The 24,869-nt window shown below is 35.3% G+C and carries 21 protein-coding genes and 1 pseudogene; 4 read left to right on the top strand and 18 right to left on the bottom strand.

The features are described 5' to 3' along the window. Positions 1-27 precede the first annotated feature (27 nt). The 6 genes from IGJ11_RS05220 to IGJ11_RS05195 form a co-directional block, all read right to left on the bottom strand. Complete coding sequence (locus IGJ11_RS05220; RefSeq protein ID WP_010719424.1) at positions 28-1,500, bottom strand: helix-turn-helix domain-containing protein; 1,473 nt, start codon at positions 1,498-1,500, stop codon at positions 28-30. 381 nt (positions 1,501-1,881) lie between these two features. Then, positions 1,882-3,366, bottom strand: a complete 1,485-nt coding sequence (locus IGJ11_RS05215) for a helix-turn-helix domain-containing protein (protein WP_034867558.1) — start codon at positions 3,364-3,366, stop codon at positions 1,882-1,884. A 391-nt stretch (positions 3,367-3,757) separates the two neighbouring features. Continuing rightward, on the bottom strand, positions 3,758-5,080 hold the full coding sequence (locus IGJ11_RS05210; protein WP_034700340.1) for a dihydrolipoyl dehydrogenase family protein: 1,323 nt from the start codon (positions 5,078-5,080) through the stop codon (positions 3,758-3,760). Beyond that, on the bottom strand, positions 5,067-6,032 hold the full coding sequence (locus IGJ11_RS05205) for an ABC transporter ATP-binding protein (protein ID WP_034700339.1): 966 nt from the start codon (positions 6,030-6,032) through the stop codon (positions 5,067-5,069). The genes IGJ11_RS05210 and IGJ11_RS05205 overlap by 14 nt, the downstream gene beginning before the upstream one ends. Continuing rightward, complete coding sequence (locus IGJ11_RS05200; RefSeq protein WP_207432404.1) at positions 6,029-7,567, bottom strand: ABC transporter permease/substrate-binding protein; 1,539 nt, start codon at positions 7,565-7,567, stop codon at positions 6,029-6,031. Before IGJ11_RS05200 ends, IGJ11_RS05205 begins: the two co-directional genes overlap by 4 nt. A gap of 450 nt (positions 7,568-8,017) precedes the next feature. After that, a complete protein-coding gene (locus IGJ11_RS05195; protein ID WP_207432406.1) occupies positions 8,018-8,305 on the bottom strand; it encodes a hypothetical protein in 288 nt (95 codons plus the stop codon). 127 nt (positions 8,306-8,432) lie between these two features. Here IGJ11_RS05195 and IGJ11_RS05190 point away from each other — a divergent pair, with 127 nt between their 5' ends. Continuing rightward, positions 8,433-9,098 (top strand): YitT family protein, encoded by a 666-nt coding sequence (locus IGJ11_RS05190; protein WP_010719430.1) that lies wholly within the window; start codon positions 8,433-8,435, stop codon positions 9,096-9,098. 39 nt (positions 9,099-9,137) lie between these two features. Here IGJ11_RS05190 and IGJ11_RS05185 read toward each other — a convergent pair. The 5 genes and pseudogenes from IGJ11_RS05185 to IGJ11_RS05165 all read right to left on the bottom strand — a co-directional run bounded on the left by IGJ11_RS05185 (position 9,138) and on the right by IGJ11_RS05165 (position 13,723). Continuing rightward, positions 9,138-10,190: pseudogene (locus IGJ11_RS05185) on the bottom strand (zinc-binding alcohol dehydrogenase family protein). A gap of 72 nt (positions 10,191-10,262) precedes the next feature. Next, positions 10,263-10,997, bottom strand: a complete 735-nt coding sequence (locus IGJ11_RS05180; RefSeq protein ID WP_010737399.1) for a hypothetical protein — start codon at positions 10,995-10,997, stop codon at positions 10,263-10,265. A gap of 98 nt (positions 10,998-11,095) precedes the next feature. Then, complete coding sequence (locus IGJ11_RS05175) at positions 11,096-12,043, bottom strand: LacI family DNA-binding transcriptional regulator (protein WP_034700335.1); 948 nt, start codon at positions 12,041-12,043, stop codon at positions 11,096-11,098. A 521-nt stretch (positions 12,044-12,564) separates the two neighbouring features. Next, complete coding sequence (locus IGJ11_RS05170; RefSeq protein ID WP_251849618.1) at positions 12,565-13,329, bottom strand: alpha/beta fold hydrolase; 765 nt, start codon at positions 13,327-13,329, stop codon at positions 12,565-12,567. A gap of 4 nt (positions 13,330-13,333) precedes the next feature. Continuing rightward, positions 13,334-13,723 carry a hypothetical protein gene (locus IGJ11_RS05165; protein WP_010719436.1) on the bottom strand — a complete coding sequence of 130 codons (390 nt, stop codon included), beginning with the start codon at positions 13,721-13,723 and terminating at the stop codon, positions 13,334-13,336. A gap of 760 nt (positions 13,724-14,483) precedes the next feature. On the opposite strand from IGJ11_RS05165, the gene IGJ11_RS05160 reads away from it, so the two are divergent. Next, positions 14,484-14,870 (top strand): hypothetical protein, encoded by a 387-nt coding sequence (locus IGJ11_RS05160; RefSeq protein WP_240143728.1) that lies wholly within the window; start codon positions 14,484-14,486, stop codon positions 14,868-14,870. 165 nt (positions 14,871-15,035) lie between these two features. Here the strand turns inward: IGJ11_RS05160 and IGJ11_RS05155 are convergent, their stop codons facing one another. The 3 genes from IGJ11_RS05155 to IGJ11_RS05145 all read right to left on the bottom strand — a co-directional run bounded on the left by IGJ11_RS05155 (position 15,036) and on the right by IGJ11_RS05145 (position 18,755). Next, positions 15,036-15,917, bottom strand: coding sequence for a DUF1803 domain-containing protein (locus IGJ11_RS05155; protein WP_207432412.1), 882 nt, complete (start codon positions 15,915-15,917; stop codon positions 15,036-15,038). A 226-nt stretch (positions 15,918-16,143) separates the two neighbouring features. Next, positions 16,144-17,070, bottom strand: a complete 927-nt coding sequence (locus tag IGJ11_RS05150; RefSeq protein ID WP_207432414.1) for a manganese-dependent inorganic pyrophosphatase — start codon at positions 17,068-17,070, stop codon at positions 16,144-16,146. A 275-nt stretch (positions 17,071-17,345) separates the two neighbouring features. Further along, positions 17,346-18,755, bottom strand: coding sequence for a glycoside hydrolase family 1 protein (locus tag IGJ11_RS05145; RefSeq protein WP_207432416.1), 1,410 nt, complete (start codon positions 18,753-18,755; stop codon positions 17,346-17,348). 60 nt (positions 18,756-18,815) lie between these two features. Here IGJ11_RS05145 and IGJ11_RS05140 point away from each other — a divergent pair, with 60 nt between their 5' ends. Further along, on the top strand, positions 18,816-18,992 hold the full coding sequence (locus tag IGJ11_RS05140; protein ID WP_161338556.1) for a hypothetical protein: 177 nt from the start codon (positions 18,816-18,818) through the stop codon (positions 18,990-18,992). 65 nt (positions 18,993-19,057) lie between these two features. Here IGJ11_RS05140 and IGJ11_RS05135 read toward each other — a convergent pair whose 3' ends face one another. Genes IGJ11_RS05135 through IGJ11_RS05120 form a run of 4 tightly spaced genes read right to left on the bottom strand, consistent with a single transcriptional unit; the run spans position 19,058 to position 23,967 of the window. Continuing rightward, a complete protein-coding gene (locus IGJ11_RS05135; protein WP_010719441.1) occupies positions 19,058-20,680 on the bottom strand; it encodes an extracellular solute-binding protein in 1,623 nt (540 codons plus the stop codon). Between the two features lie 31 nt (positions 20,681-20,711). Then, complete coding sequence (locus IGJ11_RS05130; RefSeq protein WP_370566457.1) at positions 20,712-21,623, bottom strand: carbohydrate ABC transporter permease; 912 nt, start codon at positions 21,621-21,623, stop codon at positions 20,712-20,714. Positions 21,624-21,633: 10 nt separating this feature from the next. Continuing rightward, on the bottom strand, positions 21,634-22,587 hold the full coding sequence (locus IGJ11_RS05125; protein ID WP_034867549.1) for an ABC transporter permease: 954 nt from the start codon (positions 22,585-22,587) through the stop codon (positions 21,634-21,636). A 33-nt stretch (positions 22,588-22,620) separates the two neighbouring features. Next, entirely contained in the window at positions 22,621-23,967 is a 1,347-nt protein-coding gene (locus IGJ11_RS05120; RefSeq protein ID WP_053766421.1) for an alpha-L-fucosidase, read from the bottom strand. 256 nt (positions 23,968-24,223) lie between these two features. Between IGJ11_RS05120 and IGJ11_RS05115 the strand changes: the two genes are divergently transcribed. Further along, positions 24,224-24,868, top strand: coding sequence for a DUF624 domain-containing protein (locus IGJ11_RS05115; protein WP_010737390.1), 645 nt, complete (start codon positions 24,224-24,226; stop codon positions 24,866-24,868). The last annotated feature ends 1 nt before the right edge of the window (position 24,869 follow it).

The raw sequence follows: 24,869 nt of genomic DNA, 5'->3' as shown, positions 1-24,869 counted from the left end.
TTCCGAAATTTATAGTCATAGTGCAAACTAACTATCCATACTGGAATTAACTTTTATATGGTAATAATCAACTAATTTATTAATGATATCTTCATCAAAATAACTAGACATCCCAATCGTTGGAATACCGAAATGGTCAGGTGAATATACATCTGTTAAAAGGCAATCGAACTTTTGTAAATAGCCCTTTTGTATTTGAGTAGTAGGATCGAGTATCTCAATTTTGATATTATGTCTAAAATAAAATTGAATTTCCTCTTTGAGCATCCGCATATGATCGTAAGAGCTATCCAATAAAAGTGCTACATTGATGCTTGCTTTACTTTCTCTCACGCGTACCCATAGTTCAGACCAAGAAGTTAACAATTTGAAGATGGATTGCTGGATCATTTCATCTAAGTAAGATAAAAATGGATTACCAAGAGAAAAGTAAATATCAAAAAATTCATCTCTTAATGCGGTAACTAACTCAGGACTTACCTTCAACGTATTTTCAAAAAAATCCGTTTTTTTATTGTATAAAATATAAGTAGGTCGCACCGAACTCATGGTCGTCCAATAAATATCATGAATCAATTTATCTCGATTCTCGCAAAGTAATCCAAAACGTTCTTCCAGCAAAGTAATCACATAGCCGATCTGTTTCTTTATTGAGACCGAATCGATTTCAACTCCTTCTGAATGAAAACGAGCGATTGGATTAATTGGCTGATGGAATTCATAAAATAATTGCTGAAGATTTTCTTTTACACTTTTGATGCCAAAGACATTATGTATTTTTTCTACTAGTTTTTTTTCGTTCATTAGATGTGTAAAATGAAAAGGTATCTCGTTAACTTCTAATTGATAGCCTTGCTTCAATCGTGTAAAACAGACATACAATTGAAATTTTAAATTTCCCAAAAATAAATGATGGTCATTGTTCACAATTGCCCATATCGTATTTTCTTTGATGAATATATCAATGATCTCTGAAATCAAATTTCTTTCTTCTTTTTGTATCAATTTTTCGGGCAAATGATATTTCTCAGAAAAATATACTGAAAAGAAGTCTCTGATATTCCCTTCGTTTCCGATAATTTTGATTTGATTGGTAATTTGAAAATCGAAAAACCGGATTTCTTGATTGATTCGATTAATTACCCTTGATACCTGAGTTTCTGAAATATAAAGCAAATCACTAAGCTCTTCTTTAGAAGTAACTTTTCCTAGGAAAATCGTTTCCAGTAATGTGTATTCTAGACTCTTTTCAAGAATTTTTGAATAGATAAATGACTTAGGCGTTGTGATATCTTTCTTTAAAATGATTCCTGCTCTAAAAGAAGTTTCAATTGATAGAGGCTCAATCATTTCGTTGACTTGAGATAGATCATTTCGAATGGTTTTTTCTGAACTATCAATTTTTTCAGCTAATTCCGCAGTCGTAATCCATTCCGTATTCCAAAGGATTTCTAAAATATTCAATTGGCGTCTCAAACGCCCGTCTAATATTTCTCTCATTTCTATTACATCTCTCCTCTCCTAACAGATAAATACTCCTTGTTTTATTTTTAGCATATCCCAATCTTTAAAAATAACCTTAATATACCGAGCCCTTGGTAAAATATCTTTCATAATCTTTTATTTTTTCCAACGATCCATTGAGTTGTTCGTGATGCAAAGTAAAAAAATAGGAGACCAAAGACAATCATTCATCTCGGGTCCCTTTACTAGGTAGATCTATGCAACAAACAGAATCGTTTTCACTAAATAGCACGCTCACTTTTTTTATAGTTAATGTAACGATAACCGCTCTTTGGATGTTCATTCGGAAATACTACTATGATTGTTACTGTATCGTTCAGCCTCTTTCTCAATATGTATATTCAACTTGTTTTGCTTTTAGATGAGTATATTCTTTCTAAAAACGTGTAATTCTTCCTTTTTGTTGATCAAAAAATGATGTAGTTTTTTGACAAATTCTTCTCCAAAATAATTAGGGACACCAATAATTTTCACATCTCCTAGATCGCCAGTATTAAAGCCATTGGTTAGGACACAATCATAGTGTTTTAGCTGATTCACAGAATTTTGTGCTATTGGCAATAAAATATCAACTTCATATGTATTTCTAAAATGATATTCAATTTCTTCTTTTAGCATTTTTAAATGCCCGGCTGGTGCATCTAATAGCAATGCAGCGTGGATTTTAATCGTTGGCTTACGTATTTCCGAACGAAATTCAGACCATTGTGAAACTAAAGTATAAATGGATTGATAAATCATATTTTTTTTATCTAGAGAATGAACGGTTAGATCGTCATAAATTTCACTGAATTTAGCTTTCAAATTTAAAACGATATCTTGTCGATCATTCATTAATTCGCAGACAAAATCTTCTTCAACGTTATTTAAAATATGCGTTGGACCGATCGTACGAAATATCCGCCACATAACGGCCTGAAGTAGAGCTGTTTTGTTCTGGCATTTAATCTTAAATTCATAGCTAACTTCCAAAATCAGATTTTCCAGTCTTGTTTGTAAGATCGATTGACTAGTCCCTAGTTGTAAGCATCTTTCATTTAATTTGAATGGAGCATGAAAATACTCAAACAGGTTAAACAAAACTTCTTCTGATAGTTCGATACCAAACACAGCTTGCCACCTTTTGTTTAATTCTCGATCTCCAGTAATCATAGAATAATTAAAATAATCTTCCTCTTGTTTAAAGAATGAGCTAGATTTACAACGATAGGCAGCCACCCATAATCTCATTCGCATTTTATTCAATAAAAAATGATGTTGATCATCCATAACCATCTTCTCTTTATTTTGTTTATAAAAAATATCAAGTACTGTATCAATCAGTTGAAATTCTTCTGTTTTAAAAAGTAAATCGGGTGAAAGGTATTTTTCATAGAACAAACTAGAGAAAAGTTTACGGATATTTTTTTCGTGACCGATCAATTTCAAATCATTTGTGATTTTTATTTCGTATTTTTTCATTAAAATATTCATTTTATTATGTAATCGATTGAGTTGTGTTTCTGAAATAAAGAGTTGATCGCATAGTTCCCCTCTTTTCATCATGGGATTGATGAATATCATTTCCAACATTTGACATTCGACACTTTTTTGTAAAAAAAGCGAATAAACATATGATTTTGAAACACCTAAGTCTTTACTTAAAAAAACGCCATATTTTACCGAAGTCTCTATTTTTAAAGGTTCAATTATTTCATTCAGTTGTTTGATGTCTGTTCGGATCGTTTTTTCAACCCCACCTATTTTTTTGACGATCTCTGCAATCGTCAGCCATTCGTTGCTCCAGAGTAATTCTAAGAGTGCTAGCTGTCTTAAACTTTGTTTCGTTAGTAATTGCTTCATTTTCCCCTCCTAATCCCTCAAAATTTACAAACGCTTTGTTTTCTCTATTCTCCTCTATTATTAATTTTAATGTACGAAAATAAGTATGTCTACCATTTCATTAAAATATAAGTATAATAATATTAAAAAAGTAGTGATCAACCTATAAGATTCGTGCTTTTCTGCGAGGTAATATTTTAATAAAAATAACACTCAAGATATCTATTATTAAAATATTTACTACCGGATCTTTTAGAGAACTCCATAAAGAGCCTTTCACTAAAATAATCTTTTTATCATTTTCACTACAATAGAAAAAACGCCTAAATTCGAGGACATTTTCAGCCACAGATTTAAGCGTTTATTTTTTTATATTTAATCGTTTTTTTACATAATCAATACACTATATTTTTTATTTCAATAAATAGGATAAATCACTCGCTACCGTTGGATAACCCATGATCCATTGCTCTAATTCTTCTTTTTTTGTATGTTGACTGATCAATAAATTCAAATCATTGATTAAATCATCTGCCTGTTCACTAAGGACACTGGCACCAATCAAATACCCAGCTTTGTCATAGATCATTTGGGATTTAGCAAGTGGTTCATTCACACGATGATAGGTAAACCAATTGGTCATATCAATTTCTACTACTTCTTCTTGTCCAGTGAGTTGTTTTTTTGTTACCCCGACCTGAGCCAATTTCGGACTAGTAAAAACGATCGTAGGGATGGAAGGGTAACTAATTTTTTCTTTAGTATTTCCTAATACATAGTTTGCAACATAATTTCCTTCAAAGGTAGCAACTGGCGTTAATTTTGGCTCTGTCCGTGAGATGATATCCCCGCAAGCAAAAATCATTGGATTACTCGTTTGAAGATAGTCATTAACAACAACACCATGTTTCGTTGTTTCTACCTTCGCCTTTTCCAGGTCTAGTCGCTCAACATTTGGCTGTCTTCCAGTGGCACAAAAAATCGCATCTGCTTGTAGTTCTTGATCGTTTGACTGCAAGGAATAGTGCGTTCCTTCTTGAATGATTCGCTGTGACTCAAAATCAAAAACAAATCGAATCCCGGCTGCTTCCATTTGTTTAACTAATTGTTTGACCAATTGTTCGTCAAATGCTTTTAATGGTCGTTGATTATGGTGAACGATCGTGACATTGCTTCCTGAAGCATGAGCGATCATCGCTAATTCAAATGCAATATAGCCTGCACCAATAAAAATAATGTCCTGAGGCAATTCACTTAATGATAAAAAGTCAGTACTTGTTTGTAAAAATTCATTCCCATCAATAGGTAAAATCGATGGTCGTTGACCAGTAGCAAGAATGAAATGTTCAGCTGAAATTTTTTCTTCTCCTACCATGATCGTATTTTCATTGATAAAGCGTGCTGTTCCAGCTAGATAATCAATGTCAGCTGCTGCTAATTCTTTTTGACGATTCTTTGAAACTGGATCTGTAAAACTGCGCTTAAATGCTTGTAGTTCTTGCCAATCAACAGTTGGTACTTCGCTGAATCCTTTACCCAACAACTGTTCAATCCGTTTTCTTGCTTCCACACTATTTAGTAGAATTTTTTTAGGGTCACATCCTCGATTAGGACAAGTACCACCCCAAAGATTTTCTTCGATGATCAAGACGTTCTTCCCTGCTTTTTTTAACCCATAAGCCACGCTCATACCAGCTACGCCAGAACCAATCACAACTTCATCATATTCTTTCATTTTCCCTTTCCTTTCTAGATAAATAAGTGAAGATATCTTTTCTTGTAATCTCCCCTAGATTTTCCTCATTTTCTCGAATATTTACTGCTTCATGTTGGATCAATAATTCGAATACTTCAGTCAGCGGTGTACTTAAGTAAACATCTGGAAAATCCGCTTGATGAAGTCCTTTGCTGTAATCGTCAGCTACGATCAGCTCTTTTACTGTTTGTTGTTTTTGTTGAATCGTCTCATCAAAAAAGCTCCGTACAAATTCATTTTTAGGCTGAGTCAACAACTGGTCGGGTTGGTCACATTGAATTAATTCGCCCTCTTTCATGACAGCGATCCGATCTCCTAATTTTATGGCTTCATCCATATTATGCGTCACAAAGACGATCGTTGTGCCTAATTCTCGATGTAAGGAAAGTACAAGGTCTTGTAAAGAAGCTCGAGACAAAGGATCTAAAGCACTAAATGGTTCGTCCATCAAAATAACTTCTGGGCTAGCTGCCAAAGCACGGACGATACCGATCCGTTGTTGCTCTCCACCGGATAATTCCTGTGGCATTCTATTTCGATAGATTGTAGGATCAAGTCCGACTTTCTCAAGTAATTGGTCAGCTATTTTTTCTCTTTTTCTTCTTTCCCATCCTAGCATTTCTGGAATAACTTCGATATTTTGTTGGACAGTCATAGTTGGAAACAACGCAATTTGTTGTAAAACATAGCCCATTTTCCACCGCATTTTTTGTAAATCATAGTCTTTTAACGATTTACCCTTGAAGAAGATCTCCCCTGCGCTCGGCTGAGATAGACCATTGATCATTTTAAGCGAGGTCGTCTTCCCGCTACCAGAGGGACCCACCAAAACAAAGATTTCCCCTTGTTCAATCGATAAGTTTAGTTCTTTAATTGCATATTTTTCGCCAAATTTCTTTTGGACTTGCTTGAATTCTATCAGATTATTCATTTATTCCCCTCCTTCAGTAGTCCTTCTTTTTCCAAGAATGCATGCGCTACTTCCGCAGGTTGTTGTTTTTCTACATTCACTTGATAATTCATTTCAATCATTTGAGATTCTGTTACTTTGCCAGCGAGCTTGTTTAGAGCTGCAACGATTTCTGGATGTTCCTTCGCAAAGGCTTTGGTCATCAAAGGAGCTCCTTGATAATCTGGAAATAATCCCTGATCATCTTCTAAGGTGACAAGGTCATATTGTTTTAGATCACTATCAGTCGAATAAGCATCTACTACATTGACATCTCCGTTATCGATGGCTTGATAGCGTAAACTTGGTTCCATACTTTGTACACTTGGAAAATTAAGCTTGTAAAGTTCTTGGATTCCTTTATAGCCATCCGAACGATCAATAAATTCTAATGTGAAACCGGCTTTTATCTGATCTTCAATCTTTCCCAAATCAGAAATGGTTTTTAGCCCATTTTCTTTGGCAAATGATCGCTTCACCGCTAAAGCATAGGTATTTTGATACGCCATTGGTTGAAGAAGTGTCATTTCAAATTGTCCACCTAATAAGCGATTCGCTTGATTATAGGTTTCTTTTTCATTCAATTCTTTATTTTTTAAGTCATCAGGTACTTTAACTAAGCTTTCTAAAACAGTTCCTGTAAATTCCGGATAAATATCGATCTGTTGATTCTCCAATGCACTAAAAAGAAAACTGGTTTTGCCGAAGTTCGGTTTTAATTCAACTTCAACATCTGAATTATCTTCAATTAATTCTTTATACATTTGAATCAAAATATCTGGTTCTGAACCTAATTTCCCAGCAATTGTCACCTTATCTTCTTTAAAGAGTCCGCTTTGATACAAAGATATTCCACCGATTCCCAAAAAGATAAGCAATAAAGTGATAACTGTATATCGAGGTTTCAAATGTTGAAGAAGTCTGATTAAACTACTGAAAATAATCGCTAACAAAGCTGAACTGATTGCACCGATCAGAGTCAAAACTGGCGTATTGCGATCGATTCCTAATAAAATAAACGTTCCTAATCCACCGGCACCGATCAATGCTGCTAACGTCGCTGTTCCAATGATCAAGACAAGGGCTGTCCGAATACCTGAAATAATCACTGGTAATGCGATTGGCAATTCCACTTTGATCAACCGTCTCATGCGTGACATACCAAAAGCAACTGCTGCTTCTTCAATGGATGGATCAATTTCACTAAGTCCGATATACGTATTTTGAAAAATTGGTAATAACGCATAGATCACTAATGCAATCAACGCTGGCACTGTTCCGATTCCAACGAAGGGGATCAACAATCCTAATAAAGCTAAAGATGGGATCGTCTGTAAAACACTGGTTATCTGCAACAATACTTCTGCCATTTTTTTATGGTTCACTGCCCAAATAGCTAATGGGATTGCAATAACAATCGCAATCAATAAGGCAATTAATGAAATTGATAAGTGCTGAAATGTTGCGGAGATCAATTCTCCTTTTCGCTCAACAAGCGTTTGAAAAAAATTATTCATAGGATCTTCCTTTCCATTCTAATTTAAGTATAAACATAGACGAAAAAATCCCCAACTAAGTTGTCTGAAAAGAACAAAAAAGATGCGTACTTCATCATTTGTAAACCCAACATCCCGGCAATTCTTAGAGTATGCTTCAAACTAGCAATAAAGTCCTTAATCAATAAATGGAAAGAAAATGGAAAGAAAGAGGAAATTTATTTCTTCAAACTCTATGTATTTCTTTTATATAAAAAAAGACACATCTCACGAATTTGAACGAGAAATGTGTCTAATTTATTTGAATATAAAAAAACAGCCAGTAAAGCAGAAACCTCGTGGGGGAGATAATTTTTACTGGCTTGTTCATAAATTATTATACTGTAAGTTTTGTCCAAAGATAAAAAAAAGTAATAAATGATCGTTTTAGAGTCATAAACGTTCAATTTTTCTCGAAATTCCTATTTTTTCTCAAATGACTAGCTGGTTTGCTCTTTCTTTCACTCCGTATAATGGATAAAATTCTTGACCTTTTTGATACAAAATTTCTTTTTCACGATTTTTCATCAAGAAAACAAGCAACTCTTTCATCGGCAGATTGGGTTTATTTGGTTCAAATAAAAACACACATTGAGCCTCACCTTTTTTTTGAATACTCGTCAAAGCCTGCAGATTATCATGAAGATCACAATAGATGCCTTTATATTCTCTTTTCGTTGGAGAAGTTGTGATGAGTGTTAATAGATCAGCTGCTCGCATAGTTACTCCTTTCCTTGGACATCCTTTAAATGTTGAAAAAATTTTTCAAATTATCTATTGAAGATTCTTAACTAATAAGTATAATAAAGAAGTTGCTGAAAATTTTCAAAAGAAAAGAGGTTTGAGAATGAAAAAAATAAATCTATTAATTGATCTGGTTGGTATCAGTTTTGGCGCTGCACTTTATGGTTTAGCTGTGACCGGGATCAATATTCCTGCTAAATTAGCAGATGGTGGTGTAACAGGAATTGCCCTTTTACTTAATAATTTATTCGGTTTTGCTCCTTCCATTACATCACTTATTATCAATTTACCATTGCTATTGGTTTCATTATTCATTTTTGGTAAGCAGGCTTTTCTGCGAACGATTGTCGGAACCTTTGCCTTAGTGTTCTTTTTACATTTGTGGGAAGGACTAAACGTCCATTTTGCTGTCCACAATCTTTTACTCAATAGTCTGATGACTGGTGTATTATCTGGTATCGGTTGTGGTCTGGTCTTTCGCTTTGGTGGAAGCACTGGCGGAACAGACATTATTTACCAAGCCTTCGAAAAATATTTCCATATCAAGATCGGTAAAAGTCTATTCTTGATTACATTTGGTATCTTGGTTGTTTCTTTATTATATCTGGATGTAACACATTTTGTTTATACCTTACTCAGTTGCTCCATCTTATCTTATACGTTAAACAAAGTGAAATATCTCGAAGTAAAAGGTTCTCTCAATCCTTTTTCTGCAAATCGTTCAAAAGAACCTTTTGATACTCTTGATTCTGCAGAACAATTTGAATAACATTCTTAAATGATTGGTTAGCGACTGAAAAGTATATTTCTACTTTTCAGTCGCTATTTCGTTACTAGCAAAACCTCCAGTAATCACTACTTTACCATGTACTTTTCCAGTCTCTACTTCTTTCGTTGCCTGCTTTAAAGTCTCTTTACTGATGCCTTCTCTGTATACTTTTCCTAAAGTAGTATGGATTTTTTCTTCTTCTACTAATGCTGTCAAATGTTTTAATATTTCCCCTTGTGTCTCGATTAGTTGACCATAATCCGTTTTAGTAAACATATACTCCCATTCAAATGAAACAGATAAATTTTTAAAACTTGCAATATCGATTGGTCCATCAAGTCCTACGATCATCCCAATTTTCCCCATAGGTTGAATCATTTCTGCCAGCTCAGTTAGATAGGGACGGATATCATGTAAAACTGCTACGACATCGACGGTGCTTATCCCAACCTTTTCTAGTTGAGGCTTTAACTCTTGATGGTAATCAATTGGATGATCGACCCCATTTTCTTTTAACCATTGAAAGTTTTTGGGGCTGGCTGTCGCAACCACCTCTAACCCACTCCATTTTGCTAATTGTGTGAGAATCGAACCGACACCTCCAGCACCGTTGATGACCAATATTTTTTTACCTTTATTCGCTGATTCTTTAGGAATCAATTGAAATTTCTCAAATAAGAGTTCATAGGCGGTGATCGCAGTTAACGGTAATGCTGCACTAGCTTCGTCCGTGAGATTTTCTGGTGCTTTTGCCACAATTCGTTCATCTACCAACTGATATTCTTGGTTACTACCTGGTTGTTTTGCTGAACCAGCATAATAAATACGGTCTCCTATCTCAAAATTTTCAGATTGGGGACCTTTTGCAACTATTCTCCCTACCGCATCAAATCCCAAAACAGTAAAAGACTATTGTTTTGGCGTCTGCATTCTAAATTTTACATCCACTGGATTCACTGAAACCGCTGAAATCTCCACCAATAACTCCCTGTTTTTAGGAACCGGAGTTTCTGCCAACTTTTCTAAAAAACTATTTTTGTCAGTCAATGGTAATCCCTCATAAAACCCTATTTGCTTCATTTGTTTTTTCATAGAAACCTTTCCTTCTTTCTTTATACAAAAAGACCTGGATCAATCCACGAAAGGAGTTATCCAGGCTTTCCATTATTTAAAATAGCTATTTTCTCCCAAAGAATTCCCTTGTTCTTCTATCAATCCTTTTAATGATCTTTCTAAAACACCATGATTTTTATCTTTTCTTTTTGATGTCGCACTGAGTGGTTCTTTCTCAGCTTTGTTAAAAGGTTGTACAGAAGGAGAGCCGGCTTTTTTTGTTTGGTAAGGTACCGGTTCATTATCAAATAACAAATATGAATCTTTCATTTTTTTCATTGAATCAACTAGTTCTGCGTCAGAAATACTAGATACTTTTGGATCAGGAATAATTGATGCTGGCACATACTTAGGTACAAAGTAAGAACGCCCACGACCATTTTTTTGTTGGTTCGATGTATAGGCTTTGGTACTTGTGTGCTGCTCTTGACTCTTCTGACTATTCATTGAATCAGCCGCTTTTCTCGTCCGCTGATTAGTCAATGGGCGATTACTTGCTTGATGCGTATGATAATCAGGAAGCTGTTCTTTGTGTCTGACTAAATTTTCTTTTGGAATTGTTGATTTTTTTGAATTGCTCAAATTTCGACGTTTGCGTTGTTCTCTAGCATCGCCTTGAGCAAAGTGAAATTCTTGCATTTGCTCAAACATTGGTTGATTATTGTTTTCGGTTAATAGATCATCCTGTCCATCAAATAAAACACGCCTTTGGTTTTTTGCTAGTTTGACGCCAATTTCGTCATCATAGGCAGGAAAACGAAAATGTTTCCGTCTAATTTCATTCATTTTAAACCATCCTTCTCATAAATGGAACTTTTCTCAATCATAGCATAATTTTTTCATTTTCCATAGTAACCATAACTAAATTTAACCTCTTTCGACGGTCATCTGGTCGTTTCTCGAATGACCAATTCAGGGAAAAATCGACGGTATCCTTGACTTTCTCCTTTTTCGGTAATTTTTTTTAACAACATTTCACCACAAACTTCACCCATTCGTACGATATCTTGTTTTACCGTAGTTAATTTGGGTGAACTGATTTGGTCTAAAAATACGCCATCAAAGCCAATGACTCCAAAATCTTCAGGAATTTTCCCCTTTTCTTTAGCAATACCTCTTACAATCCCTAAAGCTAATCGGTCAGAGCTGCAAATAAAACAAGTCTTTGGTTTAATAGTTGACCAATGATCGGCAAGATATTTCTCTGCCATTGTCGAATGATTTGGGAAACGTAATATTTGCGGCTTCATGTTGGCTGTTTCCATAACTGAAAGGTAGCCTGCTTCTCTTGATAACTCAAATGGCTCATCCTCGTCAATCCCAATATAAATAATGGTCTCGTAACCGCATTCCATAGCATATTGTGAAGCCTTTGCTGTGCCATAATGATTATCGCTATCTACATAATCATAGCCAAAACGATTTTCACCAAAAAGGACGACTGGTTTTTCCAATCGGTCGATCCAGTCAAAATCTTTTTCTCTCACCCCTGTAATGATGTAGCCGTCGCAAGACCCTACGTCAAATGCATCATTGGTTACCAACTGCAAAGAATAGTGCGCTTTTCCAATACATTTTGCGATTCCCATCAATAAATTCATATAATACGGTTCTGTTGTATCAATCTCTTCAAGGATGAAAAGTTTGATGATTTGTGACCGATTAGAAACGAGTGCTTTTGCTGCAATATTGGGGCGATAATCTAATTCTGCCATCGCAGAAAAAACTAATTCTTTTAACTCATCCGTTACTTGTTCCGGGTGATTGATGACACGAGACACCGTCATTTTGGATACATTTGCTTTTTTAGCAACATCAGCTAATGTTGGCATAGGTTGCTCCTTTCACAATAGAAAACTTTTTTCTGTTTTCTATCATTATAGCAAACTTGAAAGCGATAAAATGTAGAAATATCGTAAAAATCATCTGCACGCCAGCATCTTTTTAATAAAAGTTCACTAGAATCGAAAGCCAGTTACTCCATTTTATTAGAAAAATGTACGTTATCTCCATCTATTTTCTAGTTTCAGATATGAACTAGAAAAATAGCAAAGAATGAGACTAAGCCAAAAATAGCCTCCTCTTCTAGTATCTCTAAAACGAATAAACGATGTTTAAGAAGCAACAACATCAAAAAATTTGCCGAAATTGACTAAAAATTTGAGAAACACCTAGTAAGTATCCATCAATAGCAAAAACCAGTGTTTGTGTTTCTTGTCAATTTTTGGATATTCTTTCGTATTTCTTGATGCTAAACGCTTATTTCTCAACCTCAACTTTGCTTATTTCATAGCATTGTTTACTTCTCTATCTATTTAATTTGTTATAAAAAATCAAAATACACCTGTCTTTTCTATTCTTTGGATCCATTCATCATTTGCACCAAAAATTTGGTTGCTGTATCCATCAATGGGACTTTTACCATATGCTTTTCGGTTTGCGAATAATCAAAAACAATTCCTTGACCATAACACTCTTTTTGATTATTTTTCACAAAATCATTGGTTTGTTGAAAGGGAATTTTCTCGTCTTTTTCACCGTGCCAAAAATATAAAGGTCGCCCAGCTAGTTTTTCTGGCTGCAAAGATAAATCATATTTTTCGACCCAAGAAATTAAATCAAAATAATCGTTCGGCAGTATGTATTGGTACTGATGAGCTCTTTTGTAAATTTCTTTAGCATACTGTTCAGGCGCAGGGGAACCCATCAGACAAATACCACCAACCAAATGCGGATGTTTTGTTAACAACGAACAAGTCGTCATCCCCCCCATTGAAACGCCACCTACAGCTACTTTTTCATGAAGAACATCTCGTTTTTCTAAGTGCTTCAATAAAGTCTCAAATTCAAATAAGTTTCCATAAATACTATTCCAAAAGGTAAAGGAAGGAATAGCAGAAACTACTTGCTTTCTTTCACCATGGTTCATTGCATCTGGTAGTAAGACACGAAATCCTTGTTTAGCAAACTTTCTTCCTTGTGTCAAAACTAATTCTTTACTCGTTTGCCAACCATGATAATAAATAATTATCGGAATTTTTTCAGCTCTTAATTCGGTTAGGACAACTTCTAATAATGGAATATTATTTACTTTACGTTTTAATATAATTGGATTCACTTCTTTAGTCTCCGATCTTCATCAAAATAGTCGAACGAAATATTTCCCATCCACTAACCACAATTTGAAATAAACAAATCGTACCAAACAAAATCAAAAATAAGCTCATCGTTCTTGAAAAGAGCAATAATGCTAAAAGACCAGCTAGTCCTAATCCTAAGGTAAGCAGTGGATAAATTGTGAAATTAAAAAAACTAGCAAAGCTGCCAAAAATATTTCCGATAAAAATCACGGAAAATAAAAAAATACTTAAAAGCAAGCTATCGGTCAATGATATCTGAAAGATATTATTATTGGCTACGATGGGCTGCTGAAGTGAATATAAATCTAAATACCCACAAGAGGCAACACTGAGAACATGAGTGACTCCTATGGCTCGGTTTATTATTTTCATTCGTATCACCAACTCTCTTTATAATTCTATTATAATCGTTTTATCATCATTTAGAACAAAAAAGGCTTAAATTTTAATTTTTTCTTTTTTTCAAATAATCGTTCACAATCAAAATGACCTAACAACCTATGAGTACCTCTTGATTTTTTGTCATGCTCCTCATTTTGACTGTCTAGTTCTGAAAAAACTTAATTCTTTTTTCAGGCATTTCATGTTCAAACTTCTCCTTTTTAAAATAGAGAATAAATATACTTTTGGGAAAATCTACATCAAACTGATCTATTATTAACTCATAAGTAATAATCAATGTTGTCACTAAATTTCTTTGTGAATAAAAACATTTAAGTGAGGCACATCATTAGTAAAACCTTTAATTAAATTAGTTTGAAAACTTGTAATTGAAGTTAAAATGAAATTTACCATATAAAAAAAGCCTTTATTTTTTATTTCCATTAAAAAGCATCGACATATACTCATCATTTTGTTATCATATATCTGATTAACACTATTTTTATCAGGAGAATATATGAAAACGAAACGACAGACAAGTACATTTTTGCACATAGGGACGCTTTTCGCCCTATTGACACTTTTTTTGTTCTTATGCTATTCCTATTTCAGATCTTCCGATATACCATGTAATGCCTTTGGCTGGTTATTGTTAGATCACCCCGGTTTAAGTCAGGTAGATGAGAGCCTCTTCTTGCTAATTCTTTCATCTTTGTGTGGTTTTATTTTTTCATTGGCTTTTCGAACATATGTGAAAAAACAAATTCCCAAAAAGATGGATGAAGCTGCTACAATTTTTGTTGCATCTAGGTTGCTCGCATTGCTGACCGTTTTATTCTATTCCTTTAACCAAAATTCATTGTTCTTTTTTATACTGAATGGACTGGTTATCATTTTATCCATCTTTACTTACTTTATTTTTTCACTAATATTCAAAAAGTTACGCTTGCCACTTTTAATGCAACTAATCCCACTATTCTGCTTTGTCTATAGTGTCTTTTCTTTTCTTGTATTAGCGTTAGCGCCAACTTTTGATCCAGCAAATATTCAAATCACTAGTAATTTTCTTGAATTACTCTTCATTTCGTGTTTAGGAATGATGATGTGGCAAATAAGAAAAACAGTTCAGGACAAGTAAGTCTAAGTGCCTTGAACTGTTTTTTTATTTTTCGGATGATATTGCTAATAAAGAATCCTTTACAATAGACATAAATGATTGAACTTTACATAAAAAACATCAAAGCTAGTCATTTCTGATAACTTTGATGTCTGAGGATTATTAACAGTTGAGTCTAAAAATTTTTCAGTTGATTTTTTCTATATAAGAAAAATCTGCTAAATTTAGTTCCTTGATAAGACGATCATAGACTTTTCTAGCAATATAAGCATGCTCTTCCACGGTTCTTCCAGCAGCGATTTTGGGTAGTTGTCTTCTGCTGTTTGCCGTTTTAACCAACGGCAATGCTAATTGATAGTTGAGCTGATCATCAGTTTTCACAACTTTAACAGTATTCGACAAGATCAGTGAATCAAAGAAGATACTGGAACGACGATTCTTATATTTTTGAGCTTGGATACGCTCAATGATTACTTCAACTTGATCAAAATAATAAGTTTCGTTGACGTCACCGATCAGTTCTACAATTTTTAAAAATTCTGATGGCACAGGTAATTGTTTCTTTTGTAAATAAAAATAATTGGCAAGAGAATAAGATAACTTGTTATGATAATTTAAAGAAACAAATCGATAATTCTCATTGCCGGCAACCTGTCTCGTCACAGGAATAAGATCTTCTACGGTTGCATAAAAATAGGTTGAATTAGACACGAAACATTCTTGCCAACATTCATTTCCCATAACCAACTGTTTTTCCGTTTGCGACAAATGACTAATAGCTTGTAAAATCTGGGCTGCAGCTTCTTCAATTTCTTTTTGATAAGTTTCTTCCTCAAATATTGGAAAATTCAACTTATAACGACGATTTTCCCGCTTGATTAGATTTTCATCAATCAGCTGATCAAGAAAAGCTTCAAATTTTGGATGATCAAAATTTTTTTTCAACTCTCTCAAAATAATGTCTTCTTCTTGATGATGATGCAAATACTCAATCAAAGTTGGAAAAACAGCATTGTTTACTAGTTTGCTAAGCAACTGCTGGTGATTTTGTGAATAAAAATAGTTCATTTTTTCCCCTTCTCGTTTTCCCTAGCTCAATCGGAAATAGGCCGAAGAATCCCAAAAATACGAGCAACTATTTTCGGATTCTTCGGCTTATTTTTTAAAGCTGGATCACTTCTGTTCCAACCTCATTTTGATCGAACAAGCTAGGCTGGCATTGTGAGCCTGGAACAAATAGCTGTCAGGCTCTTTAATAAATCGAATAAAAGGTGTTAGCAACCCCTTAGCTAGCTTAGTTAAAAACTGCTGTTAGCTGAGGAACGACTTGTTTCTTACGAGAAACAACTCCTTTTAATAAGGCACGATTGTTCGTTAATTTAACTTGGAAAGCTTCTTCGACTTTATCTAATCCCTGACCAGCAACTAATAATTCCGAATCGCTATCTAGGATATTCGTTACCACTAGGACAAAGAGGTCATATCCATTTTTAGCCATTTCTTCAGTCATCGCTTCTTCCAGTTCCGTTTGACGAGCCATTACTTCGCTTAAATCGACTGTATTCACTTGTGCAATACGAACATTAGCTTCTCCCATTGGGAAGCTTTTGGCATCAAGGTCAAGTAAAGTTGCAGCTGATTTATCGCTAAGATTTGTACCGGCCTTTAACATTTCTAACCCATAGCTTGTCAAATCAACGCCTGCAATTGTTGCAAGTTCTTTTGCAGCTGCCTCATCTTCTGATGTGCATGTTGGTGATTTGAATAGCAATGTATCAGATAAAATTGCAGAAAGCATAATGCCAGCAATTTCTTTAGGAAGTTCTACTTGGTTTTCTTTATATAACTTCAAAATGATTGTACTTGTACAACCTACTGGTTCAGCTCGGTAATAAAGTGGATTGGCTGTTTCAAAATTTGCAATCCGATGATGATCAACGACCGCTAAAATTTCTACTTCTGCAATATCAGAAATACTTTGTTGAAATTCATTATGGTCCACTAGCATCACTTGTGTTGTTTCTTCTTTTGCTGATTGAACGACACGTGGGGCAGATAACTTAAAGTAATCTAATGCATATTGTGTTTCTTCGTTAGGTGTACCTAAAGCTACAGCTTCAGTTTCTTTTCCTAGTTGATTTTGCAAGTGTGAAAAGGCGATTGCCGCTCCAATTGCATCTGTATCTGGATTTTGGTGACCAAAAACTAAAATTTTTGACATTTGTCTCGCTCCTTTATGGTTTCTCCTACTTAATAATAGCAAAAAAACCGAAAGAAGCAATACTGACGCTATAATTTCTAGGATGGAAGAAATTCCGATCCATCTTACTTTTATAACAAACAATCGTAAACAAAATTTTTGATAGCGCGAAGTACCATGGAACAGTCATTTAAAAAGTTGGCCATGCCATTACTCATTTCATTGCAGAACTCTTTGTACTGAAAGAAAAAGTTAGGAAAAGTAAATCATTTATCGTTTTTTTTCTTTACTAGCCTTTAATGACTACTTGAGTTTTGAGCAAACGGTTCAACTAAGCGGTTTTCAGCGATTACCTGTGCCATCCATAAACTTGATTGTTTCGGTAACCGTTTATAGCCATTGTCCAGATCGACACGATAAAAACCATATCTATTTTTATAGGCATTCAACCAACTCCAACAGTCAGCAAATGTCCACATATGATACCCAAAGCAAGGAGAACCTTCTGAAATTGCCTGCTGCAGTTGCGTCAAATGTTCAAATAAAAAATCAATTCGGTAGTTGTCGTCAATCATATTCTCTTTATTGTTGAACCGTTCTTCTTGCGACACACCCATCCCGTTTTCTGAAATATACCAAGGGATATTGCTATAACTGTTTTTTAACCGCATCGCAATATCATAGATTCCCCGCGGATAAATCTCCCAGCCACGATGTGGGTTAATTCGTTTCTCCGGCCAATCATAACCTCGGAATAAATCTCTTAGTCCTGTGATTGGTCGTTTCTTTTCTTGAGGTGCTTGAACACGTAATGGCTGGTAATAATTACAACCAATAAAGTCTACTGTATTCTCCGCAAAAATTTCTTTATCACCTGTTTCTGTTTTAGGAAGCAAATCACTTTCTCGTAATACCTCTACCAGCTCTTCTGGGAAAGTACCTCGTACCGCACAGTCCAGAAAGCTGCGAATATAAAACAGGTCTGCCCACTTTGCAGCAGCCACGTCTTCAACTTCTTCGCTTTTAGAGTAAACGGGTGCTAAATTGAGAATGATAGAAATTTGTCCGTCATTAAAAGAAGAGCACCGGTACTCCTTTACAGCTTTCGCATGCGCTAGTAGTGTGTGATAGGCAACTTGTATAGCTCGTTTAAAATCATGCACCTTGGGCCAATGTGCATCTCCCATATACCCACATTCGATGTGTACAAGAGGCTCATTGAACGTCGCCCATTTTTTTACTAAATCACCAAAAACTTCAAACGCAGTCTTTGCGTAAAATGCAAAATGATCCGCTGACTCACGAACTTCCCAGCCACCTTTTTCCATCAGCCACCAAGGCATATCAAAATGGAACAAATTGATGATCGGCTCAATGCCATTATCCAGCATTTCCTGAAAATAGGCTCGGTAAAAATCAACAGCTTGCGGATTTAATGTCTTGCCATCCGGTAAAAGACGCGTCCAAGCAATCGAGGTCCGATAGGAATTTAAATTCATTGCCTTCATACAGGCAACATCTTCTTTGTATTGATAATACGTATTAGAGGTATTTTCTGGTCCTGTTCCGTTATAAAACAATTCTGGTTCTATTTCAAACCACTTATCCCAAGTTGATGGGCTCTTGCCATCAACCAAAGCAGCTCCTTCTGTCTGAGGGGCAGAAGCCGCTGCTCCCCACAGAAAGTTTTGTGGAAATGTATCCATTTAAAATTTCCTTCCTTTTCTATCGTTTTATCCACTGATTCCCTTCAGTCAGTGAACCCAATGATCATCGTTTATGTTGGTTCATTCTTTTTCTCATTTATATTTACCATGATTTGGCAAAATTATTTAGTCAGTGTGATACTCGTTCTCTTTGATCTTTATCATGAAACCATTTGTTTGACCATCATCGCTATGCTAGTTGCTAATAATCTCATTTTGGTTTCTCCAAACTCTTGATGTTTTGTTCAAACAAAGCTGGACGCTAGGAACATCCCAAACGTCCACTTTGATGTTAAAGATGATTATTCGGTTTTAGCCCAACGATCATATGCTTTTTGATAAGTGCTGACAAAATCATTTAATCCCATTGATTTTAATGTACTGACATATTCATCCCATTTAGCCAAACTTTCCACACCTGTAATAAATTTAGCTTCCATTTGCTCTACATAAGTCCGAATGTCCGTCGCGTTGATCGCAATTTGATCTGCTTCATCTTTCGTCATATAAACAATTGGGAAAGGTACCTCGGTATTGGGCATGATTTTCTCGTTGATTTCTTTCATGCGAAATTCCGTCCATACACTAGGATCAGGATCGTTGACATTAGCTAAAACACTTTGGGCATAATCGTCTTCTAAACCCGGTACGACTAAGCCATAATCCATTGCAATTTTCCCACGGTCTTCTTCCATCTTTTGTTTATTTTCACCTGTATATACCCGAACTTTTTCTCCAGAATCGTTTGTTTCATATTTCCAAAATGCCCCTTCTGGACCTTTTGTCATTAAATCTTGCCCTTCTTCTGTGTAAAGATAGTCCGCCCATCGCATTGCTGCCTCTGGACTTTTACATTTATTGGTAATCGCAAAAGTTCCAGTTGTTACACGAGGATGACCCGGTGCTAAAGGTGTATTTTGAATACTTGAAGTAACTGGTGAAAACATTGGATCTGATAAAGAATCCTCAGGCATTTTACCAGTAGCCATGTATGAAGCATACGCGCCAAATAAACCGACTTTATCTGTTTGTGTGTTTCCTTGATACTTTTCTTCTGACTGCGAGAAGACTTCTGGGTCCAGCAATCCTTCAGAATAAAGTTTATTCATATACGTTAAATATTCCTTATAGTTAGCCGATGCAGCAGCATAACGCACTTTTCCGTTAACTTCTTCGATTCCTAGAGATTTCATACCAAAAGCAGGTAGCAACCACGTACGAATAATTGCCAACTTGTTGCCGTCTGATAACGGAATCTCATCTTGTTTGCCATTACCGTTGGGGTCTTCTTCTTTGAATCGCTTCAACAATTTATATAACTCATCCGTGTTTTTTGGCAATTCGGTTACCCCTAATTTTTCTAGCCACTCGCCGTTATACCATAAAGGTGAGATATAAAGAGGGCTAGAGGTATCTTCTGGATATAATCGTGGTAAAGAATAGATATGACCATCTGGTGCAGTAATTGATTTTTTGAACTCTGGGTTCTCATCAAGGATTTTCTTTAAATTTGGCGCATAGTCATCAATCAAATCCTCCAAGGCAATTAAAATTCCTTGTGATCCATAATCTGATTGTTTGGCATTTGAAAGACCACTTCCTGCACCAAAAATAACATCTGGTAACTCACCAGAAGCAAAAGCCAAATTCAATTTTGCTTCAAAATCTGTACTTGGCGGAGTAATATAATCAAAATTGATTCCAGTTAATTCCGCTAACGCTTTAGCCGAAGCTAACTCATCCCATTCTGCTTCTCCACCAGGCGCCATCATCGTCATGTTGATTTTTTCTTTAACGATTGGCATTCCGGTTTTTTCAACGGCAATAGTTTCTTCTTTTCCAGCAGTATTTCCCTTGTTGCCACAAGCACCCAAAAGAGTTGTTGTCAACACTAATGATGCAATTACTAAATAACATTTTTTCATTCATTTCACTCACTCTCTTATTTATTTTTAGTTAGCCTTTCAAAGAACCAACCATGACACCTTTAACAAAGTACTTTTGTAAAAACGGATAGATCATAATGATTGGTAATGTCGAAACGATCATTACTCCATATTTAATGACTTGTGCAAGCTGTTGTTTACTATAAGCTACTTCTGCTGCCGCTGCTGTCATCTCTGTTGTTCCTTTTGTTAAATCTTGATTCACTAAAATCTCTCGCAGGATTAATTGAAGCGGATACATTGATTTGTTTGTTAAATAGATTAACGCACTAAAATAACTATTCCAATGGGCCACTCCGCAAAATAGTCCCATTACTGCAATAATTGGCATTGATAAAGGTAAAACAATCTTCATAAATATCTGAAAGTCAGAACATCCATCAATCAATGCCGCTTCCTCCATTTCTCTAGGGATGGTGGATTGAAAGAAAGTACGTGTAATTGCAATATTATAAACTGAAACGGCCCCTGGAATAACTAACGCCCAAATCGAATCATTCATCCCTAGATTTTTAATCAATAAATAAGTAGGTACCAAACCGCCACTGATAAACATAGGAACCATCAAAAACTTCATAAATAGATTTTTCCCATAAAATTCTGCTCTTCCTAGAGCATATGCACAAGGAAGTGTACATAATAAATTGATAAATGTACCTAGTAATGTGTAATAAATCGTGTTCCGGTAACCTTGCCAGATACTTTTATACGTAAAAATTGTTTTGTAACCATCCCAAGTGATCTTTTTTGGCAATAGCCACATTTCTCCAGAATTGACGGAGGTCGGACTAGATATAGATGCGCTTATAACATAAATCAACGGATAAATAACCAACAAAAGTGCAATGGCAATAAACAAGTAGATGAGAAACATAAAAAATTTGTCGCCTTTCGATGATCGGATCGCTTTTGAATACATTATTTTCCCTCCATTACCATAAGCTTGTTTCGCTGACTTTACGCGAAATTTTATTTACTGTGATTAATAAAAATGCGTTGATTGCTGCATTGAACAGTCCGACAGCTGATGCATAGCTGTACTGTGCGTCAAGCAACCCTTGTTTGTAAACAAACGTGGCAATCACATTTGAAGAATCCATATTCAACGCATTTTGCATCAACAGGATTTTTTCATAACCTAATGACATCAAACTCCCTACATTCATGATCAGTAAAATAACCATAGTAGGAATGATAGTCGGTAAGTTGATATACCAGATTCTTTGCCATCTCGTTGCACCATCGACAGTTGCAGCTTCATGAAGCTGCGTATCAACACCAGATAATGCAGCTAAATAAATCACTGAGCCCCATCCTGTTCCTTGCCAAACCCCAGATAATACGTAGATCGTTTTAAACCAACGAGGATCTGTCATGAAACTAATTCGCTCAAAACCTAGAAAAACCAGTAGATGGTTAATAATACCGGTGGAAGGCGTCAAAAAAGCAATTAACATACCGCAAACGACAACGACTGAAATAAAATTAGGTGCATAAGTCACTGTCTGCGTAAATTTTTTAAATTTTCCATCTTTCAACTCATTTAGTGCTAGTGCTAATATAATCGGTAGCGGAAATCCTACGACCAAAGAATATATACTGATACCTAACGTGTTTTTAATTAGATCCCAGAAATAGTAGGAATCAAAAAAACGTTGGAAATGCTTAAATCCTACCCAAGGACTTCCAAAAATCCCTAATGATGGGATATAATCCTTGAATGCTATAATCACGCCGTACATGGGACCGTAAGAAAAAACAGCAACCACCACCAATGCTGGAATGACAAAAACATACAGCTGTCGGCTTTTATATAATTTTTTTTTGATCTCTGACCATTTTGTTTTCTCTTTCTCTTTATTGACATCAAGTAATGCATCAGCCATTTTTTAACCTCCTTTTATGAAGTTCACTCATCTCTATCCTTGTGGCTTTTTTGAAATTTCAAGACCAATCAGCCCAATTGCTGGTTTCTCTAATTCACTGCTGAGGATATATATTTGATCTTCTTCCGTATATACTTCTAATTCTTTTTTTGTAGATAAATCTTTAATCACATGATGTTTATCGGCCTCAATGTCAGCTAAAAATATTTTTTCTTGTGTAAAGCGAATACTTTGAAAGGCATAGTGTATGGTTTGATCTTTGCTGTATGTTAATTTCCACTGATTTTGCCATTCTTTAGGTTGTGAGCGAGTTTCATAGATTCCTTCTCCATAGATATTTAGCCAATTCCCAATTTCCTGTAAGATTTTGGTTTCTTCATCAGTAAAGGTACCATCTGGTTTTGGCCCAACTCCTAAGATCAAATTCCCACCTTTGCTGACCACATCGACAAAAGTTTCCAATAGTTCTTGGGAACTCTTAAAGCGATCATTTGGTACATAGCCCCAATCATCACCAATCGGGATATTACTTTCCCAAACTTTCTTGGGAATTTCAGCTAGTTCTGGCACCTTTCGTTCAGGGGTCACATAGTTCTCATGTCTGCCCCCCATCATACGATCCACAATAATTAATTCCGGTTGCTTCTCACGAGCGATTTCTGCTAATCGATCCATTTCCAGGTCTTCTTTTTTCTGTCCACACCAACCAGCATCTAACCATAAAAGATCCACATGACCATAGTTATGCGTGATTTCTTTAATCTGATTATGAACAAAACATACGTAACGTTGCCAAATTTCTGGGTAACGTTCCGTATCATAGCTCGCATGACGCCCCTTGATCGTATCGTCATCCAACCAATAAAACGGCGAATACCAATCGGCTTTTGAATAGTAGGCTCCTGTTGCTATTTCTTCCTTACGAAAAGCCTCAAAAACTTCTTTTAAAATATCTCTTTTAAACGGGCTTTGTTTACCGCCAACCTTATATTCTGTTTCAAGAGTATTGTACATATTAAACCCATCGTGATGTTTCGTTGTAAAAATACAATACTTAAAGCCTGCTTCTTTACATATACTTGCCCATTTCTTTGCCTGTAATTTTTCTGGGTTAAACTCTTTAATCAAATTCCAGTAGTCTAGTTGCAGTTGTTTAAAATCTTTCCGAAACTCACGCCCTTCTCTTGCCCAAAGGTCTTTTTCAGAAAGTTGCCAAGATTCTACGATTCCTGCTTGAGCATAAAGTCCGTAGTGAAAAATCACGCCAAGTTTTAAATCTTGAAACCATTCTAATCGTTCTTTTAGCATTTCTGTTTCTGGATAAGTCCTATGATCTAATTCAACCTCTTTAGGTACTTCGATATCTCCGCGTATCGCCATTTATGAAACCCCTTTCATGTTTGTGCTTTAAATTTACAAAAAAAGCAAGGCAACAGCAATATGTAAAAAGCATAAGCTATGTAAAAACAGCATAAAGCGTAACTTATTTAGAGGATATCTATATCTTATCTCTTAGTCGGAAAGTAACTATGTAAAAGTAGAAAAAGCTATGTAATAATCGCATACTGATAGAAAACATAAATAAACCTTACTATAATAAAAAGAGCTGTATGACTAATACAAGGAGGTTTTAGCTATGAATCAACATAAACGATCACCACATTCTATTTTTGATTTCACCTATTCTTTAGGAAAATTCTTGCTTTTTCTCATCAAGCTCCAAGTATTTTGGTTTTTATCGGTATTAAAAGGTTGTATTCTACTAGGAACTTTTCCCGCAAGTGTTACCGTTCTCAAATTTTTCTATCATTTATTTGAAGAAAAACAAATTCCTCAAGTCTTATATTCAGATTTTCAAACAAGCTTCAATAATCTGTTTATTTCAACAAATCAACTAGGCTATGCTGCTGGCATGTTACTAGGATTTCTATGGATGGATCTGAGAATTGCAGCTGTGTATTTACAAAACCCTTTCATTCATATGGGGATCTTATTATTATTTATCGCAACTGTCATAGTCATTCTTTATTTATTCCCAGTATTTTTACGTTATGATTTGTCATTCACACAATATTTCAAACAAGCATTATTTCTATCTTTGTGTAGCTTGATTGAGACCGTAGCGATTATTCTGGGGATCTTTGTCGTGACGGCTGTCTCTACCTTTTTCCCAATTTTGACAATCGTGGCTTTTGTGCCTTTATTCTGTTTGCCATTAAGTTGGTTCTCTTTGCAATCAATGATTAAAATTGAAGAAAAAAATCGTACGTTAACGCAATAAC

The sequence above is a fragment of the Enterococcus sp. DIV0691 genome (assembly GCF_051711145.1).
Taxonomy (GTDB): Bacteria; Bacillota; Bacilli; order Lactobacillales; family Enterococcaceae; genus Enterococcus_B; species Enterococcus_B hirae.
Note: the sequence above shows the minus strand (reverse complement) of the source record. Positions and strands in the feature narration are given on the sequence as shown.

Coding starts and splice junctions, on each gene's coding strand:
- IGJ11_RS05220 (WP_010719424.1), bottom strand. CDS start 1,500: ATGAGAGAAATATTAGACGGGCGTTTGAGACGCCAATTGAATATTTTA.
- IGJ11_RS05215 (WP_034867558.1), bottom strand. CDS start 3,366: ATGAAGCAATTACTAACGAAACAAAGTTTAAGACAGCTAGCACTCTTA.
- IGJ11_RS05210 (WP_034700340.1), bottom strand. CDS start 5,080: ATGAAAGAATATGATGAAGTTGTGATTGGTTCTGGCGTAGCTGGTATG.
- IGJ11_RS05205 (WP_034700339.1), bottom strand. CDS start 6,032: ATGAATAATCTGATAGAATTCAAGCAAGTCCAAAAGAAATTTGGCGAA.
- IGJ11_RS05200 (WP_207432404.1), bottom strand. CDS start 7,567: ATGAATAATTTTTTTCAAACGCTTGTTGAGCGAAAAGGAGAATTGATC.
- IGJ11_RS05195 (WP_207432406.1), bottom strand. CDS start 8,305: ATGCGAGCAGCTGATCTATTAACACTCATCACAACTTCTCCAACGAAA.
- IGJ11_RS05190 (WP_010719430.1), top strand. CDS start 8,433: ATGAAAAAAATAAATCTATTAATTGATCTGGTTGGTATCAGTTTTGGC.
- IGJ11_RS05180 (WP_010737399.1), bottom strand. CDS start 10,997: ATGAATGAAATTAGACGGAAACATTTTCGTTTTCCTGCCTATGATGAC.
- IGJ11_RS05175 (WP_034700335.1), bottom strand. CDS start 12,043: ATGCCAACATTAGCTGATGTTGCTAAAAAAGCAAATGTATCCAAAATG.
- IGJ11_RS05165 (WP_010719436.1), bottom strand. CDS start 13,723: ATGAAAATAATAAACCGAGCCATAGGAGTCACTCATGTTCTCAGTGTT.
- IGJ11_RS05155 (WP_207432412.1), bottom strand. CDS start 15,917: ATGAACTATTTTTATTCACAAAATCACCAGCAGTTGCTTAGCAAACTA.
- IGJ11_RS05150 (WP_207432414.1), bottom strand. CDS start 17,070: ATGTCAAAAATTTTAGTTTTTGGTCACCAAAATCCAGATACAGATGCA.
- IGJ11_RS05145 (WP_207432416.1), bottom strand. CDS start 18,755: ATGGATACATTTCCACAAAACTTTCTGTGGGGAGCAGCGGCTTCTGCC.
- IGJ11_RS05140 (WP_161338556.1), top strand. CDS start 18,816: ATGATCATCGTTTATGTTGGTTCATTCTTTTTCTCATTTATATTTACC.
- IGJ11_RS05135 (WP_010719441.1), bottom strand. CDS start 20,680: ATGAAAAAATGTTATTTAGTAATTGCATCATTAGTGTTGACAACAACT.
- IGJ11_RS05125 (WP_034867549.1), bottom strand. CDS start 22,587: ATGGCTGATGCATTACTTGATGTCAATAAAGAGAAAGAGAAAACAAAA.
- IGJ11_RS05120 (WP_053766421.1), bottom strand. CDS start 23,967: ATGGCGATACGCGGAGATATCGAAGTACCTAAAGAGGTTGAATTAGAT.
- IGJ11_RS05115 (WP_010737390.1), top strand. CDS start 24,224: ATGAATCAACATAAACGATCACCACATTCTATTTTTGATTTCACCTAT.